Raw genomic sequence first — 16,863 nt, 5'->3', positions numbered from 1 at the left:
AAATCCCCGCTAATTTCTTAGCAGGGATTTGTGTATAAGAGACAGCTTAGTAAGCGCCTTTTTACTGCGTAGAAGAAAATATTAAATCGCTTCTTCATCTTCCTCTGCAGTACGAATACGTATTACACGCTCAACATCAGTGACAAATATTTTACCATCACCGATTTTTCCTGTTTGCGCCGTTTTTACAATAACTTCAATTGCACGATCTACATTTTCATCAGTCAATACAATATCAAGTTTAACCTTAGGTAAAAAATCCACCATATATTCTGCGCCACGGTATAGCTCAGTATGGCCTTTTTGACGCCCAAAGCCTTTAACTTCGCTTACCGTCATACCTGTAATACCCACATCAGACAATGCTTCACGCACATCGTCTAACTTAAAAGGTTTAATAATTGCTTCTATTTTTTTCATATTAATTACTTTTGAAAGCTCCAGTTGCCTCGATTTTAGACAATCATGATGCTCATAGCAAACAAAGCAATTGTATTACGGTGATAAAATAACCGTTCATGATATAATTTGTTGTATAAAAATAGCATACTTAAATAACTAGCAGTAAATGAGATTAATATGAAAAATAAACAAAATGGATTCACTCTTTTAGAACTCATGGTGACCGTTGCTATCGTTGGGATCATTGCATCTATTGCGATTTGGAATAGCAGCGATATGCTAGAAGAAAATAGAGCTGAAAATTTTTTATTGGAATTAAAAAGAAATATTAGCTACGCCCGTGCTCAAGCTGCAAGTACAGATGAAATAGTCATTGTATGCCCTGCTCCCAATACAGTTACAAGTAGTAGCTCAAGTCTCACATGCCAAAGTGAATGGGCATCAACTAATACCGTTATTTTATTTATAGATACTGATAATGACGGAAGTTATAAAAGCGCAAACGATAGTCTATTACGTGTAATGTCAGAAACTCCGTCTAGCGATAGAATAAAATTCTCTGGTAATAATAGCCTTCGGTTTAATACGAGCGGACGTATTACGACAAGTTTAGCTGGCTCAGGTAGCTTTACGGGCTTTGTATATTGCCCCAATAATGACAACGAAAATAATAAAGCGCTGAATGTATCAGTATCTGGTACTGCTTTTTACCTTGGTGACACTACTGAAAGATGCGATTAAAAAACGTACAATTATATCTTGTCATATTTGTATCATTTACTAGACTGAGTTAATCATTTATTAACTCAGGTCTTCAAGGATGAGATTATCAATATCAAAAAGTAAGGGAGTAACACTTCTCGAATTAATGGTATCTATGGCTGTTGTCAGTATTATCAGCCAATTATCTATGTGGTTTTACCCAGATTTTTTAGCTAAAAACCGCTTAGATAACCACGTAAACCTCCTACACCGAAATATAAATTATGGCCGTTTATATGCCATTGAAAATACTACTTACGTCACGCTTTGTGCACTAAAAGACAGTCAATGTACAAAAGACGAGTGGAATGGCCAAATGTCACTCTTTATCGACAAAGATAAATCAACCTCGTTAGATGATGATGAACTACTCTTAAGCACTTTCGAGGATGTTCATGAGGCCGATACTTTAGAGTACCCCCGTAGCGCTATTACGTTTCGTCCTGATGGTTCTTTAAATGGTTTTCAAAATGGGACTTTTATATATTGCCCTAATAGCGATAAAGCCAATCTCAAAGGATTGGCTTTATCTGTAAGTCAAACGGGTAGAATTCGCATTAAATCAACTGATAAGTGTCAGAAGAAGTAATCTAGTTATCTTCCCCAGCAGTAGTCAATATCTGCTCCCTTGTTTGTTTTTGCCCCTTGCGCGCCTTTAGTACCTATATCAGTTATAGATAGCTCGGTGCAATCACCATCTCCTTTTACCGGCCCTGCCACGGGTTTAGCAGTGATTGTAAAAGTACTTTTATCAACTACTTTAATCGCTAATTCGAAATGCCCATTCTCTGTTTTACTTTGAATCCCTAAATCACTCGCTAATTCTGTATATTCTCTGTTATCTACAAAGTACTGCTCTTGCTTATTAGCTGCATCTAATAATGCAGCAACTGCCTCTGCACGCGAAGCACGCTTCACATACTCTGTATAATTAGGCAATGCAATTGCTGCAAGTATACCGACGATAGCAACTGCTATCATCAGCTCAATTAAGGTAAATCCATGTTGCTTTTTATTCATTTAAACACCCTTAGCCTTCTTCATCAGGTATAATTTCGTCGTTTTCTTCGCGCTTATAAATGTAAGTTTGCTGGGTTTTAAAACCAAACCCTAGCGCTTTATCTTTTACAAGTTGTATTTTACCATCAACAACTTTTAATCCCGGCCCTGTAATTTCAAGTGGTTGAAGCGGGTTTTCTGCATTCTCACCTTTAATACCCGGGCCAATTAAATAAAACTGACTTTTCACTTCCTCTTTAGGGTTATCGTCGCACATTCCATTACCATCACTATCTGCGCACGATGAACCAAAGTATAATTGTGGAGTATCAGGTACTTCATTACTTGTATCAAACTTAAGTTTATCATATACCTTAGTTCCATAATGAAGATGAAAAGCATAGAGTGAACCACCACCACCACTAAGTGAGCACTGGTTTTTTGTAGAGGAGTCTGAAGCGGGTGTAAATGAGGTAAAATAAGCAACCCCACCCACAACTGTAGCAGCTGCTAATGACTTTTCACCCGTAGTTAGTTCGTATCGCCAACCTTTTTTTAAAGCCAAAGCAGCTTCTAATTTAACGAACCCTCCTATATCACTTTTTCCATTTTTGCTATTTAATGTTTTCTCAAATGGGTCATCGTTCATAACCATTAAATCATGTGGCATGATTGGTGTAGGTTCTTTACCTGTAAATGATTTTGTAACTGTATTTTCATCTCTTATCATAAATAATTGATCTGCAGTTTTTGCATCATTCGGATTAGTTCTTTTACCACTACCGATGACAACTGCATCATATGGAGAGTCTAGTCTAGTTATAACCTCTCCAATTATTGTTACTTTACTAAACAGCGTTCGTGCAATCACTGGTTTATAAAAAAAGCGTCTATCTGCTCCAATACCTAATTGAGCTAATTTATGGTGATTAAAAGCTCCTTTCTTATCGCCCGGCATATCTATACGCCAGATATCACCTCCTGTATCTGCAGCATATATTCTGTCGATATAACCATCATAATCAGAATCTAGTAGAGTTATATCTGCAGCAATACTATGTTTTCCTTTAAAATTATTATTATCTAGTAATGACCAAAGCTTAGTACCTGTATTTGCGTCAACAATATAAATATTATTACCTACAGAGTCAGCCTCTGAGCTAGTATCTTTATTTGTGTCATAACCACCACCAAAAACCAGTACTGGTTTATCACCAAAAGCTTTTATAAATGCCACTTGCGGCTTTGACCAAGTTTGACCCAGTTTTGTGAAGTCTCCTTCACCTCCCTTTATAGTCCATTTTAACTTTGGATTATCAGGAGCGGTTATATCAAAAGCATAATAATTTTTTCCTCCACGACGCATTCCAACAAATGCTAAAACTTTATCTCCTTTGGATACATTTACAATACCATCGTTAACGTTATCACTATTGAGACTTTCATTTTTGGAATACACGCTAATAGGCCCATCCATGCCATATTGCTTACCAGATTCTGCTTTTCTTAATGATTTAATTATTTTAAAAAGTACAGACGGTATAAACGCCCAACTTTCTTTAACTTCATTATTTACATCGTCATCTTTAAACATATGTAAAAAGCCAGCATTAGTACCAATCAGTATACGTATATCATTATTACCATAATCTATTGCTACAGGCCTAGAGTGTAAGGGATCACCAAAGATATCATTACGCTGTTCGCTTTCAGGATTCTTATTATCAACATCAACCCCACGCGCCCAATTAATCGTATTTTCAAGCTCAGACTTATCAATTAAGAAAGCACTAGCTGCCTGGCTTTCACCCATAGCATCAATAATACTGTCGGCCTTAAAAAAGCCGATATCCGTTAGCACTTTACGATCTTTATCCTTTATAGTTGCCAGCATTGCATTAACGCCACCATTTTTTACCGAATTACCATCTGCAGAATTATTAACAGACCAAAAGGTTTTTGCATCCTTACTAATTAATCCATCTTCATTGAGTGCTAACTTTAACGATGAATCAATAATTTTTCCGTCTGATACTTTTAATTTTTTTAAATTACCTCGCCAACGTGTACTTTTATCTGGATAAAACATAGCAAAATAGATTGCATCTCGACTTCGAGTTTGATCTACGTTATTACTGGCCACTGATGGAGAAATGAAAGTACTATTTTCTTCTCTAATTTGTGAAATTGTATTTTTAAGTGCAGAAGAAAGGGCTGCTGCTGATTTAGCTTCAAAATAATCCCCACCACCAACCTTAGCTGCTTCTTCTAAAAGTTTGAGCGCATTTTCACCCATTCCATCACCAAAACCTATAGTAAAAAGCCTACCCGTATCAATCACCTCAGAGGTCTGAGGATATAAATCAACAGATATAGTCTCTGTACCATATAAAATTTTGGCTAACGCTACTAAATAACTTTTATAGCTCCCAAATGAACTCGAATTAGCTCCAAATATACCTTTATATTCTTTATTTATACTTCCATCAGCTTCATCATCATTTTGAGGTTCACCGTCTGTTATAAGAATAATATTAATAGAGTTATCACAGCGCAGTGGAGTTCCTTGATCTTGTTTAAAAGGTGATATGTACTTGCTATTTTCATCAATGCTTTTATCTCTGCCGTTAACCCTTCTCGCAAACTTAAGATTTTGTCCTGTGATGTATAAATATGCCTCCCACAAAGTTTCTGTTAATGGAGTTGAACCATACGCAGGTAGCTCATTGATTTTATTAATCAGTATATTTTCATTTGCACCTATTCTAGCAAGCACATAGCCGCCACCGGGTTCATTACCTGCGTTATAATTAAAACGCATTAAACCAAAGTCAATATCACTGTTGTCATTTATTAAACCTTTTACAGCTCTTTTTGCAACCTCAAGCCTTGTCCCACCTTCAACTTCATCAACACAACTTGGTTGATAATTGGGGTTGTAACTACCTCCAATGTTTATGTAACATTGTTGATTATATTCACTATAGCTGCTTTTACTTTCATAGCACTGCCCTAGTTCCACATATACATCACGCCATAAAAGCCCAAAGAAGTAACTTTCTCTTTCCTTTATATAACATCGCTCTCTTGTGCCTGCTGATGTAACTTCCTCGTCCATACTTCCTGACGTATCAAAAATAAAAAGAACTCTTGGTTTTTCATCGAATTTTACATCTTTATTTACGTAAATCTCAATATCCTCAGCGTATGCATGCATATTAATTACTGATGTAAATAATAAAACTAGTGCTATATAAAGTTTAAATTTCATCTTAAATCCCCTTACCCGTACTGGCCATCTCTTGAGCTATACCAGTAACTATGGTTAGTTGATGCTTGCTTTTAGAGCCATATTCTATCGTAGTAGATACTTGAACCATATTGCATGAAACACCCGCTGTAAAACTATAACTACGAGGACAATTAAGCTCTAGCGAACCACGATTTAAATTCGTCATTATGCTTTTCATTTCGTGCCCAGGCTCTGTAATGTCCTTCTCTGGTATAATTATTTTATTACCATCACCATCAAGCTTACCCGAATCTGTAGCGATCTCATCTGGAGTAAGAAAAAAGTCACTATCAGCACCTTTTTTAGCTTCTGACGCAATTACTCTTTGCACTTCGCCAATCAATTGATTTTCTGCAACTTCTCGCTCTTGTGCTGCATTAGTAATTTTAATATCAATTGTACTACTACTCATAAGAGTAACTGCAATGCCGGTAACAGCTATCACCATAATTAATGCTGTTAAAAGCACCACACCTTGTTGCTTATTTGGTAACAACTTTAAATTTTCCATAAGTTCCCTCCAACATTACTTAAGCGAATAGTTGTTGTAAAAACAGTGCGTCTATAATTATCATCAAATTTTAAAACTCGTTTTTCGGGTCCATCTCCTAATGTATATTCTTGTTTTTTTATTTTTATACCGGGGTCCGGTTGCAGTGATCTAATTAATAAGAAGAGTTGAACGGTTAAAATACCTTTACGATTTTCCCATTCTGTAGCAGAGATAGCTGCCGAGCTTTTATAAGTATCAACCTTGCTATCGCTATTAGTATCAAGGCCAAAAAGAAAACGCATGTTTTCAACACCTTCCATTATCGTTTCAGAGGTCATCTTTCCATTTACTAATCGTTTTCGTCTTAATACGGGGACTTTTATTTCTTTATTATTTACTAAATACTTTTCTTCTTTAATATAATAAACATGATGACTATATGGCCAAATAGTTGCATTGATATTTGTTGGGGTATGTTTACCGGTTACAAAACTTGCTTGTTCTTGTTCTGCGATAAAATAATTTATTTTATCGCTAGTTGTATTAGTACCTGCAACAGCATCATATTGAGGATCACCTTGTAAAAACTTGAGCTGAAGAATATCGGTCTCTTTATTATCAGCAGGAATAATGCCATCGTTTATGCAATGTAGGTTATCTTTACTCGTAGTAGTTTTTGCATAAATAGTACGAAAATTACTACTACTGGTTAAATCTGGAAAGCTGCCGTTATTAGTTCCATCTGAACAATCACCTGTAATCGTCGTTGCAGAAACGGTTGTATTTACTGCTGTGAACGAGTCATCATAATAAGTTCCCCAAAAGCCAACTTGCTCGATATCGCGTTGCATAATATTTATAGCTAAACGTCCTGACTCCTGGAGTTCACCGATAGTCATAGTGTCTTTTGTGGTTACTTTCATACTAATAAAAGTAAACATAACGCCACCAAGAATTAAACCGCCTATAAATAGCGAAATCATTACTTCTACTAGCGTAAAGCCTTTTTGCTTCATGTTAGCTCCTAACATATATATAGCTGGTTAAGACCACTAAACGGCGTTTATTATTAGTTTTATCACCACAGGTAACTTTTCCTGTATTCGTATTTGCTTTGAACTCTTGCCGCCCTTGCCATGATATAATTACTTCAATGTTAAACCCTTTGCCTCCAGTATCTGCCACTGAGGTTGGATTTATACATATTGTCGCATCATCTAAAGTACCCGTATTTTCACTAGCTCGAATAGCACGTTTCCATTGTGTTATATCTAATTTTGCTATATCAGAAGAACTACATATTGCACCAAAGCAACTCGAGTAAGTATTACTATTCGCTGAGCTTTGTATAACGCCTCCGTAATCTTTTATCATATCAATAGTGTCATTAGCACGAATACGTTGAATAATGTCATTTCCCAGAGCAACTGCAGCAGCACGCTGCATAGAGTCAAAGCTTGCTTGCTTTGCTTTTGCTTGCAAGGCAACTGCACCTAAAAGGCCAAAACTAAGAATAATAAATGCAATTAGCACTTCAATCAGAGTGAAGCCTCTTTGCACTTTTATGTGAGGTGATTGCATAATAAAACCAAATAAAAATTATCTGATTATAAGTTTATGTTATTTATTTGAGGAATCAATGAGGACTAAGACAAGCGGTTATATTTGTTGATAAACGGTTAATTAAACCTGTTTATTCAATAACACCGTTGATAATTAAGACTCAAATGTATTTAAATCAGGGGGAGGTTAATTGCAAGGTAAGCCTAAAGCGAATTTTTTACTAATTTAAGCTCACGGCGGCTCACTGGCAATAACTCACTGCACCCTTGTAGCTCAATCATATGATTGCCATTCGCTTTTGAATGCAAAGCAATGACTTTTTGTTTATTAACCAATGTATTGCGATGGATTCGCAAAATATGTGTAGGAAATTGTAACTCTAATTGTTTTAGACTTTGTTCAAGTAAAGCTTCTCCACCACAGAATATCATTTTGGTATACTTTTCTTCGGCACTAAAATACAAAACATCATTTATATCAACACTGCGTAGAGTACCAGCTAGCTGATAAGAGATTTTTACATTTTGTTGTTTTTGAATATGTACTTTATTTAAGCGCCCGACTTGCTTAAGCACCTTTTGCAATGATTGCTCTGAAATAGGTTTAACTAAATAACCTGCAGCACTTAATTGTAAAGCATCGAAGGCATGCTCAGGGTGAGCAGTTATAAAAACAATAGCAGGAGGTAGAGTTAAACTATTGAGCTCATTAGCAACTTGTAAACCATTCATACCGGGCATATCAACATCTAAAAAAATCAAATCTGGCGTTTGCTTTTTAGCAAGTACTAGGGCTTCATTACCATTACTTGCCTCGCCTTGTACAACTATGCTTTTATCATGTGCCAACAAACGAATTAAGCGCGATCTCGCAAGAGGTTCATCATCAACAATGAGTACGTTCATACACTGCCCTCAATTAGCTTAGGAATAACGACCTTGACCCTAAACACATCATTTTTATTCGTAATTGTTAGCTGCGCTTTATTTTTATAATAAATATTTAATCGCTGGCGAATATTTTCAAGCGCCATGCCGTTATTAGGCCTAGTTTGAGCATTAGAAATTGTTATAGGGTTAGAAACAATCATGGTTATATAGCCGGTAGTAATATGTAGCTCTACTTTTATTTCTGCACCATGCTCACTTGTTTCAACACCGTGGCATACTGCATTTTCAATTAATGGCTGCAGGGTTAAACAAGGAATGCTCAATGCAGGTAGTTCATTGGGTATTTGCCAATTAACTCTTAAGCGATTACCGAAACGCCATGTTTCAAGTGCTATATATTGCTTACTCAGCGTTATTTCATCGTCAAGAGATACATTTTTTCCTGAGTGCATTGCAGCCTGCGATAAGGCGGCTAATGCTAAAATAGCCTGCTCTGCCGCATCGGCATCATGATGAGTAAGCTCTGCAGCAGTGTTTAAACTATTATATAAAAAATGAGGACGTATTCTGGCTTGTAAGGCATCAAGTTCAGCTCGAGAAAGCGCTTTAGTTTGCTGCTCTTTTTCAAAATGAATTAATAAAAATTGGACGAATAAAGCCGCCAGCAAAGCCACTATAATGCAATTGCGAAGTGTGAAATAAATTAAGTTATCTGTATCATCTATATCAAAAGCAAAATGGGAAAATAAAATACTAAAAATGCACGTAGATAATAAAAAAAAGATAAAAAACAAACTTAACTGAAAAGTTTGAGTGCGCGTTTGTAAGAAAAATCTACAAAAATATAAAGAAGAGGTACCGACTAAAACAATTAAATGCATAAACAAACTAATGACCCCAAGTCGAAGCCAAATATCTCCTTCTACATTGGGTGCAAAGGCTAAAACAATAGCAATAACTTGAGAAACAACAAGCGAAGCTAGTACGCCTCGCTCATTAAAAAGAGCCGAAAAAAGCAAACCATCATTTTTTAGTGACTTGCTCATAACGACTCTCCTATAATCTAAATTTTAAATTAACGTAGCTCTACAGGAACAGCAAATACGATATTCTCTTCTTCGCCTGGGTTTTCAACAACCTGCGTACCACCAAGATCTTTTAATCGGCTTATAACTTGTTGTACAAGTACTTCTGGCGCAGATGCACCCGCAGTTACACCCACTGATTTAGAACCTGAAACCCACTGCTCTTGTACATCAGTTGCGTCATCAATTAAATAAGCAACAGTGTCCATTTTATCTGCAAGTTCACGTAAGCGATTAGAGTTAGAGCTGTTTTTAGCGCCAACAACTAATAGCACATCAACTTTGTCAGCTAAGTCACGAACAGCATCCTGACGATTTTGCGTTGCATAACAAATATCATCTTTACGAGGTCCGTCAATTGATGGAAACTTATTGCGTAGTGCATCAATAACATCAGCAGTATCATCAACTGATAAAGTCGTTTGACTACAGTAAAAAAGATTTTCAGCATTTTTTACATTAAGCGCAACAACATCATCAACGGTTTCAACAAGATAAATACCACCGGCTGAGTTATCATATTGTCCCATTGTTCCCTCTACTTCAGGGTGACCATGATGACCAATTAAAATACACTCAATACCTTTACGACTCGCACGTGTAACTTCCATATGTACTTTAGTTACAAGCGGACACGTTGCATCAAATACTTTTAAATCACGACGTTTTGCTTCGCTGCGAACAGCTTGCGATACGCCATGTGCGCTAAAAATAACAATGCTGTCGTCAGGTACTTGATCAAGCTCTTCAACAAATACCGCACCACGGCTTTTTAGTCCATCAACCACATAGCGGTTATGTACTACTTCGTGGCGAACATAAATTGGCTTTTCAAAAATATCTAAAGCGCGCTCAACAATACTAATAGCACGGTCAACACCAGCGCAAAAGCCGCGAGGATTAGCTAGTAATATTTCCATTAACCTTCCACCTCAATAATATCAACTTCAAACGTTAAACGCTGGCCAGATAAAGGGTGATTAAAATCAATCGTTACCGACTCACCTTGCACTTCGCGAACTAAACCAGGAAGCTCAGTGCCATCAGGTTGAGTAAACGCAATAATTGCACCTACCTTAGCTGGTGTTTCTGGACCAAACTTACTACGGTCAACGTAGTAAATATTATCTGGGTTTGGCTGACCAAAAGCATCTTCGGGTTCCAATTCAAACGTTTTACTTTCGCCTGCAGTTAGCCCTAATAAACACTTTTCGAAGTTTGCCGTTAAGCTGCCATCACCCATTGTTAATTTAGCAGGTTTGTTGTGCACCTTGGTAGAATCAGCGGCAGAGCCATCTTCTAATTTAATAGAAAAATGGAAAATAACTTGCGAGTTTTCACCAATTACAGCTTGGCTCATGCTTTATGCTCCTTTGGACTCTCGCCGGTGAAGGCGTCAAATAACAATAATGCTGCGCCAATACAAATAGCGCAATCGGCAATATTGAATACAGGAAAATGTGAGTCTTTATAAAAAACGTGAATAAAGTCGATTACATAACCATACGCAATACGATCGTATAAATTACCAATAGCGCCAGCAAGTACCAATGCATAAGCACCGCATAGTACTTTATTTGTAGCAGGTAAGCGTTTTAGCCACCACACAAGCAAAGCACTAATAGCAACGGCAATTGCACTTAAAAACCAACGCTGCCAACCACCCGCTTCACTTAAAAAGCTATAAGCAGCACCATAGTTATGTACATAAGTAATACTAAAAACAGGGAGTAAGTTTATCGACTCTTGATAAGCCATAGTCCCTACAACAAGTGTTTTACTGGCAAAGTCTATTACTAGTAGTAATAGACTCAACCAAAGCCACACTAAACCACTTTTTTGGGCTAGTTTGCTCACTAAGAATAACTCCTAAGCGAATTGACGCTTTTCGCCTTCGCCGTCAACATTACTTACACAACGACCACAAATTTCAGGATGAGCAGGGTTAACACCTACATCTTCACTGTAATGCCAACAACGCTCACATTTAGCAGCATCTGTTGCAGCAACACTAATGAATAAACCTTCAATTTCGGTAGCTTGTGTATCAGCTGGCTGGCTATCAACTTCAGAAACATTTACGGCCGATGTTAATAATACAAAACGAAGTTCATCACCAAGCGCATTTAATTTAGCGGCAAGCTCTTTACCCGTGAATAAATTAACCGTTGCTTGAAGCGTTGCACCAATGACTTCTTCTTTACGTGCAGCTTCTAATAAACGGTTTACTTCGTCGCGTACTGTTAGAATTTCTAACCAGTCATCGTTACTAAATTGGCTATTTGTTGGCGCTTGTAAGCCATCGTACCAAACAGATGTAAATACGTAGTCACTACGCTCACCTGGTAAAGCTTCCCAAATTTCTTGTGCGGTAAAGCTCATAATAGGCGCCATCCAACGCGTCATAGCTTCTGCAATATGATAAAGCGCTGTTTGACAAGAACGACGTGCATGACTGTCACTCTTAGCTGTGTATTGACGATCTTTAATAACATCAAGGTAGAACGAACCAAGCTCACCTGTACAGAAGTTCATTAGCTTTTGCGTTACTAATAGCATTTGGTAGCTATCGTATGCGGCTAAAATTTCGTCTTGCAACTGAGCAGCACGACCAACAATCCACTTATCAAGCTCAACCATGTCATCAATAGCCACTTGATCTGTTTTTGGATCAAAACCATTTAGGTTAGCTAGTAAGTAACGGCTCGTGTTACGAATACGGCGGTAGCGATCGGCAGAGCGCTTAAATATTTCATCCGACACAGTCATTTCTGCCGTGTAATCGGTAGAGGCAACCCATAAACGAAGAATATCGGCGCCTAGTTTATTCATCACATTTTGTGGTGAAATAACATTGCCTAGTGACTTAGACATTTTGCGGCCGTTTTCATCAACAGTAAAACCATGGGTCAATACTTGGCGGTATGGCGCATGACCATTAATAGCCACTGATGTCATCATTGATGACATAAACCAACCACGGTGTTGATCAGAACCTTCAAGGTATAAATCAGCTGGACCAACCAAGTCTTCACGTGCGTCTACAACACATGCGTGTGAAACACCTGAGTCAAACCATACATCTAGCGTATCTTGCACTTTCATGTATTGCTTGGCATCTTCTTCACCAAGTAATGTAGCTGGTTCTAAATCGTACCATGCCTGAATACCTGACTTTTCAACTAGCTGTGCCGCTTGCTCAATTAGCTCTTGAGTATTTGGATGAAGTGCACCGGTATCTTTATCAGCAAACAATGCAATTGGTACACCCCAAGTACGTTGGCGAGATATACACCAATCTGGGCGGCTTTCAACCATGTTTGAAATACGGCTTTCGCCCCACTCTGGCAACCACTGCGTGTTTTTAATTTCTTTTAAAGAATCTTGACGCAAGTTAGCCTGATCCATACTTACAAACCATTGTGGTGTAGCACGGAAAATAATGGGTGTTTTATGGCGCCAACAATGTGGGTAACTATGAGTTATAGCATGATGATGCATTAATGCACCGTGCTCTTTTAATACTTCAATTACGCTCGCATTTGCTTTAAATACATGCTGACCTGCAAAAAGTTCAGTATCTGGTAAATAAACACCATTAGCGCCAACAGGGTTAGCTACTTCAAGGTTGTAATTTAAACCAGCCACGAAATCTTCTTGACCATGTCCTGGTGCTGTATGTACAACACCGGTACCTGAGTCAGTCGTTACGTGTTCTGCAACAATCACTGGTACATTAAAATCATAAAAAGGATGGGCTACTTGCAAGTTTTCAAGCGCTGCACCTTTTACATACCCTAGTACGTGAAAGTGATTAAAACCAAAACGGTCCATAGCATCTTTAACAAGCTCAGAACCTAAAATTAGACGTTGTTGTACGCCTTCATCTTCAACCTGTACTAACGCATACTCTAAATCGGCATGCACAGCCACAGCGCGGTTTGCAGGAAGCGTCCACGGTGTTGTTGTCCAAATAACAGTACCAACACTGCCTTCGCCTTTATGACCATCAGCCAAAGCAAATGCACTAACAACAGCATCTTGATCAACAAATGTAAAACGCACATCAATTGCTGGTGACTGCTTATCTTGGTATTCAACTTCTGCTTCTGCTAATGCAGAGCCACAGTCTGTACACCAATGCACAGGCTTGGCGCCTTTATGCAAATGACCTTTTTCAATAATTCGACCAAGTACACGAATTGCATTTGCTTCAAAGTCAAAGTTCATTGTTAAGTAAGGCTTATCCCAATCTGCAAATACGCCTAAACGTTTAAAGTCGACTTTTTGACCTTCAACTTGTTTTTTAGCGTATGCACGGCATTTTTCACGAAACTCGCTCGCGGTTACTTTTACGCCCGGCTTGCCTACTTTTTTCTCAACCATTAACTCGATTGGTAAACCATGACAATCCCAACCTGGGACTAATGGTGAATCAAAGTCAGATAATGTTTTAGACTTAACAATAATGTCTTTTAATATTTTATTAACTGAGTGGCCTAAATGGATATCGCCATTTGCATACGGAGGGCCGTCATGCAAAATAAAGGTCTTTTTACCTTTCTTAGCGCTGCGAATTTGACCGTACAGGTCGTCTTCATACCATGCTTTAAGCATTTTTGGTTCACGTTGTGCCAAATTGCCACGCATTGGAAACGGTGTTTCCGGTAAGTTCAAAGTATGTTTATAGTCGCTCATTTATCCTACATTCCGTCTCTATCGGCTACCTGATTTAAACCAAAACACTGCTTAGCGGCAGCAACATCAGTTGCTATTTGCGCCGTTAATTGTGTTAATGTCTCGAATTTTTTTTCATTGCGAAGTTTTTTTATTAACTCCACATGCATAAATTGTCCGTAAATATCCTGTGCAAAATCGAAAAGGTGAACTTCTAATAATGCACGAGTTCCATTAAATGTCGGCTTATTACCTACATTTGCAACTCCAAAAATCTGTTTTCCTGCAATCGTTGCTTGCACTGCAAACACTCCGTTGACAGGACACACTTGGCGTTTTAGGGCAATATTTGCCGTTCTAAAACCGAGTTCACGTCCTCTTTTCCAGCCATGTATAACACGCCCAGAAATAGCATAATCGTGACCAAGCATTATTTTAGCACTCGCTAAGTCACCGGATGCTAAAGCATCTCGTATTAAAGTGCTGCTTACTCTAGCATTTAATTGACGAAAGCTCGCGGTGCTTTTTACATCCATGCCCGCTTGCTTACCCATGCTAGCAAGTAAGTGAAAGTTACCTTGGCGTTGCTTTCCAAACTTAAAATCATCACCAACAGTAAGTGCTTTAACACCTAACTTTTTAATCAAAATCTCATTAACGAATTGCTCAGCATGCATGTTTGCAAATTGCTGATTAAAGCTAATGCAAATAACTCGCTCAATACCTAAATCACTCAATAAACGTAACTTATCTCGTAAGCGCGTTAACCGTGCAGGGGCATTGTTTTTAGCAAAAAATTCTTGTGGCTGGGGTTCAAATAGCATTACAGTGCTAGGCAAACTATGCGCTTTAGCATCACTAAGTAAGCCTTTTAATACTTCTGCGTGGCCTAAATGAACACCGTCAAAATTACCAATAGTTAACACACAACCAAAGTGGTGTGGGCGAATATTGTGTATACCTCTAATTAACTCCATGCCACCTAATGCCTTGTTTAGCGAGTTATTAATTACGGCTAAAAATTTATTAAAGCCGCAGAGTTGCCGATTATAATCTTTTTTTTAGTTTGATTCAGTAATTGCTACACTTTTTATCGTATTTAGTCTAACGCCCATCAAAAATAGCATTGCAAAGTAGCTAATACCTGCCAAAGCCACTAATACCATTAATAATATTACCTGCTGTGTAAAAGCCCATGTAGCCCAGTAATAGTAACTGCTCACAAACCATGTAACAGCTCCCATAACAATACTTGCTACAACACATTTTAGTGTAAAGCGCATACTCATTGATGAAAACTGATACACATTTTCTTTTTTAAGCTGCCTATACAGCAAAAACGCATTACAACTAGCCGATAGTGAAGTAGCGAGTGCTAAACCTAAATAACCAATGAAAGGAGCCAACATAATATTAAATACCATATTCAGTACTAAGGTGATAATACCAATACGCACCGGCGTTTTTGTGTCTTGACGAGCATAAAAGCCAGGAGCAAGTACTTTAATCAGCATAAAGCTTACAAGCCCTAATGAATACGCGACTACGCCTAAACTTACTGCTTTAACATGATCAACACTGTCTTCTTTAAACGCACCGTGGTCGAACAATACGGTGATAATAAGCGGGCTGATGATCATTAGACCTATCATTGCTGGTAGGCCTAAAAATATAACAAAACGCACTCCCCAGTCGAGGGTATGTTGAAAATCACTGCTTTTTTTACTGCTATGTAACTTAGAGAGCGCCGGTAAAATAACTGTCGCAATACCAATACCAAATAAGCCCAGCGGAAATTCAATTAAACGGTCTGAATAATAAAGCCATGCTATCGAGCCTGTCATCAGTAATGAAGCAATCATGGTATCAAGCAACAAATTAATTTGGCTAATAGATACGCCAAACAAAGCAGGGAGCATAAGTTTACGTACTTTTTTTACGTTTTCGTCTTGCCATGCCCAGCGCGGACGCGCCAACATTTTTGCTCGGTATAAAAATGGAAGTTGAAACAATAGCTGTACAACGCCACCAATAAATACGCCAATTGCGAGAGAATAAGCCCCGACACTAAATTTATCATGTAAAAAAATTGCACATGTGATGATAGAAACATTGAGTAGAACTGGTGTAAATGCAGCAACAGCAAAGCGGTTATACACGTTCATTACCGCACCACTGAGCGCAACTAAGCTTACAAAAAACAAATATGGGAATGTAAATTTAAGTAATGAGCTTGCAAGCTCAAATTTTTCGGCATTAGGTCCGCCCTGCCACCAATCTATAAACCAACCAGTGCCAAACAATGCTGCAATAACAGGTGAAGCAACAACACCTATAATAGTGACAACCAGTAAAATGGTTCCTAATGTGCCTGCTGCTTGTGCAACAAAAAGCCTGACCTTGTCGTCGCCTTGCTGTTCTTTAATTTCACTCAGCACGGGTACAAATGCTTGTGCAAAGGCGCCTTCTGCAAATAAACGACGTAAAAAGTTAGGAATACGGTTAGCAAATAAAAAAACATCAGCCGCCGCACTTGCGCCTAATAAATTGGCAACGACCGCATCTCGAACGAGCCCTAAAATACGCGATATCATAGTCATACAACTAACAATCATACCGGAGCGAAATAAACCTTTTGACACCTTAAACCTACTCAAAAATCCTCAAGATAGGCGATTATGCCACAGTCTTTTTTATAAA

16 protein-coding genes are annotated in these 16,863 nt (G+C 38.0%); 2 read left to right on the top strand and 14 right to left on the bottom strand.

What is annotated here, in order from left to right:
• Positions 1–81: 81 nt before the first annotated feature.
• Positions 82–420, bottom strand: a complete 339-nt coding sequence (glnB, locus tag GQR53_RS16240) for a nitrogen regulatory protein P-II (RefSeq protein ID WP_008166582.1) — start codon at positions 418–420, stop codon at positions 82–84.
• Between the two features lie 159 nt (positions 421–579).
• Here glnB and GQR53_RS16235 point away from each other — a divergent pair, with 159 nt between their 5' ends.
• Positions 580–1,143 (top strand): GspH/FimT family pseudopilin, encoded by a 564-nt coding sequence (locus GQR53_RS16235; protein ID WP_165744538.1) that lies wholly within the window; start codon positions 580–582, stop codon positions 1,141–1,143.
• A gap of 79 nt (positions 1,144–1,222) precedes the next feature.
• Positions 1,223–1,753: a GspH/FimT family pseudopilin gene (locus GQR53_RS16230; protein ID WP_165744537.1), complete on the top strand. Its 531-nt coding sequence runs from the start codon at positions 1,223–1,225 to the stop codon at positions 1,751–1,753.
• Positions 1,754–1,758: 5 nt separating this feature from the next.
• On the opposite strand, the gene GQR53_RS16225 is transcribed toward GQR53_RS16230, so the two are convergent.
• The 13 genes from GQR53_RS16225 to murJ form a co-directional block, all read right to left on the bottom strand.
• The gene (locus GQR53_RS16225; protein WP_165744536.1) at positions 1,759–2,184 is read right to left on the bottom strand and encodes a type IV pilin protein; all 426 of its coding nucleotides are present in this window, start codon (positions 2,182–2,184) and stop codon (positions 1,759–1,761) included.
• Positions 2,185–2,194: 10 nt separating this feature from the next.
• On the bottom strand, positions 2,195–5,434 hold the full coding sequence (locus GQR53_RS16220; RefSeq protein ID WP_165744535.1) for a PilC/PilY family type IV pilus protein: 3,240 nt from the start codon (positions 5,432–5,434) through the stop codon (positions 2,195–2,197).
• Between the two features lies 1 nt (position 5,435).
• A complete protein-coding gene (locus tag GQR53_RS16215) occupies positions 5,436–5,966 on the bottom strand; it encodes a pilus assembly protein PilX (protein ID WP_165744534.1) in 531 nt (176 codons plus the stop codon).
• Positions 5,954–6,964, bottom strand: coding sequence for a PilW family protein (locus GQR53_RS16210; protein WP_165744533.1), 1,011 nt, complete (start codon positions 6,962–6,964; stop codon positions 5,954–5,956). Before GQR53_RS16210 ends, GQR53_RS16215 begins: the two co-directional genes overlap by 13 nt.
• Position 6,965: 1 nt before the next feature.
• The gene (gene pilV, locus GQR53_RS16205; RefSeq protein ID WP_165744532.1) at positions 6,966–7,529 is read right to left on the bottom strand and encodes a type IV pilus modification protein PilV; all 564 of its coding nucleotides are present in this window, start codon (positions 7,527–7,529) and stop codon (positions 6,966–6,968) included.
• 185 nt (positions 7,530–7,714) lie between these two features.
• Positions 7,715–8,416, bottom strand: coding sequence for a LytTR family DNA-binding domain-containing protein (locus tag GQR53_RS16200; protein ID WP_024596571.1), 702 nt, complete (start codon positions 8,414–8,416; stop codon positions 7,715–7,717).
• Entirely contained in the window at positions 8,413–9,447 is a 1,035-nt protein-coding gene (locus GQR53_RS16195) for a histidine kinase (protein ID WP_165744531.1), read from the bottom strand. The genes GQR53_RS16200 and GQR53_RS16195 overlap by 4 nt, the downstream gene beginning before the upstream one ends.
• Before the next feature lie 29 nt (positions 9,448–9,476).
• Positions 9,477–10,406, bottom strand: a complete 930-nt coding sequence (gene ispH / locus GQR53_RS16190) for a 4-hydroxy-3-methylbut-2-enyl diphosphate reductase (protein WP_165744530.1) — start codon at positions 10,404–10,406, stop codon at positions 9,477–9,479.
• Positions 10,406–10,846, bottom strand: coding sequence for an FKBP-type peptidyl-prolyl cis-trans isomerase (fkpB, locus tag GQR53_RS16185; protein ID WP_002958231.1), 441 nt, complete (start codon positions 10,844–10,846; stop codon positions 10,406–10,408). The genes ispH and fkpB overlap by 1 nt, the downstream gene beginning before the upstream one ends.
• Positions 10,843–11,343 carry a signal peptidase II gene (gene lspA, locus GQR53_RS16180; protein ID WP_002958230.1) on the bottom strand — a complete coding sequence of 167 codons (501 nt, stop codon included), beginning with the start codon at positions 11,341–11,343 and terminating at the stop codon, positions 10,843–10,845. Before lspA ends, fkpB begins: the two co-directional genes overlap by 4 nt.
• A 12-nt stretch (positions 11,344–11,355) precedes the next feature.
• Positions 11,356–14,184 carry an isoleucine--tRNA ligase gene (gene ileS / locus GQR53_RS16175; protein WP_165744529.1) on the bottom strand — a complete coding sequence of 943 codons (2,829 nt, stop codon included), beginning with the start codon at positions 14,182–14,184 and terminating at the stop codon, positions 11,356–11,358.
• 5 nt (positions 14,185–14,189) lie between these two features.
• Positions 14,190–15,140 (bottom strand): bifunctional riboflavin kinase/FAD synthetase, encoded by a 951-nt coding sequence (ribF, locus tag GQR53_RS16170; protein WP_024603732.1) that lies wholly within the window; start codon positions 15,138–15,140, stop codon positions 14,190–14,192.
• Positions 15,141–15,224: 84 nt separating this feature from the next.
• Positions 15,225–16,805 carry a murein biosynthesis integral membrane protein MurJ gene (gene murJ / locus GQR53_RS16165; RefSeq protein WP_346774399.1) on the bottom strand — a complete coding sequence of 527 codons (1,581 nt, stop codon included), beginning with the start codon at positions 16,803–16,805 and terminating at the stop codon, positions 15,225–15,227.
• Positions 16,806–16,863 lie beyond the last annotated feature (58 nt).

Source organism: Pseudoalteromonas sp. Z9A6 (genome assembly GCF_011378805.1).
GTDB lineage: Bacteria > Pseudomonadota > Gammaproteobacteria > Enterobacterales > Alteromonadaceae > Pseudoalteromonas > Pseudoalteromonas distincta.
The sequence above is the reverse complement of the archived record's forward strand: the minus strand, read 5'-3'. Positions and strand labels throughout refer to the sequence as shown.

Coding starts and splice junctions, on each gene's coding strand:
- glnB (WP_008166582.1), bottom strand. CDS start 420: ATGAAAAAAATAGAAGCAATTATTAAACCTTTTAAGTTAGACGATGTG.
- GQR53_RS16235 (WP_165744538.1), top strand. CDS start 580: ATGAAAAATAAACAAAATGGATTCACTCTTTTAGAACTCATGGTGACC.
- GQR53_RS16230 (WP_165744537.1), top strand. CDS start 1,223: ATGAGATTATCAATATCAAAAAGTAAGGGAGTAACACTTCTCGAATTA.
- GQR53_RS16225 (WP_165744536.1), bottom strand. CDS start 2,184: ATGAATAAAAAGCAACATGGATTTACCTTAATTGAGCTGATGATAGCA.
- GQR53_RS16220 (WP_165744535.1), bottom strand. CDS start 5,434: ATGAAATTTAAACTTTATATAGCACTAGTTTTATTATTTACATCAGTA.
- GQR53_RS16215 (WP_165744534.1), bottom strand. CDS start 5,966: ATGGAAAATTTAAAGTTGTTACCAAATAAGCAACAAGGTGTGGTGCTT.
- GQR53_RS16210 (WP_165744533.1), bottom strand. CDS start 6,964: ATGAAGCAAAAAGGCTTTACGCTAGTAGAAGTAATGATTTCGCTATTT.
- pilV (WP_165744532.1), bottom strand. CDS start 7,529: ATGCAATCACCTCACATAAAAGTGCAAAGAGGCTTCACTCTGATTGAA.
- GQR53_RS16200 (WP_024596571.1), bottom strand. CDS start 8,416: ATGAACGTACTCATTGTTGATGATGAACCTCTTGCGAGATCGCGCTTA.
- GQR53_RS16195 (WP_165744531.1), bottom strand. CDS start 9,447: ATGAGCAAGTCACTAAAAAATGATGGTTTGCTTTTTTCGGCTCTTTTT.
- ispH (WP_165744530.1), bottom strand. CDS start 10,406: ATGGAAATATTACTAGCTAATCCTCGCGGCTTTTGCGCTGGTGTTGAC.
- fkpB (WP_002958231.1), bottom strand. CDS start 10,846: ATGAGCCAAGCTGTAATTGGTGAAAACTCGCAAGTTATTTTCCATTTT.
- ileS (WP_165744529.1), bottom strand. CDS start 14,184: ATGAGCGACTATAAACATACTTTGAACTTACCGGAAACACCGTTTCCA.
- ribF (WP_024603732.1), bottom strand. CDS start 15,140: ATGGAGTTAATTAGAGGTATACACAATATTCGCCCACACCACTTTGGT.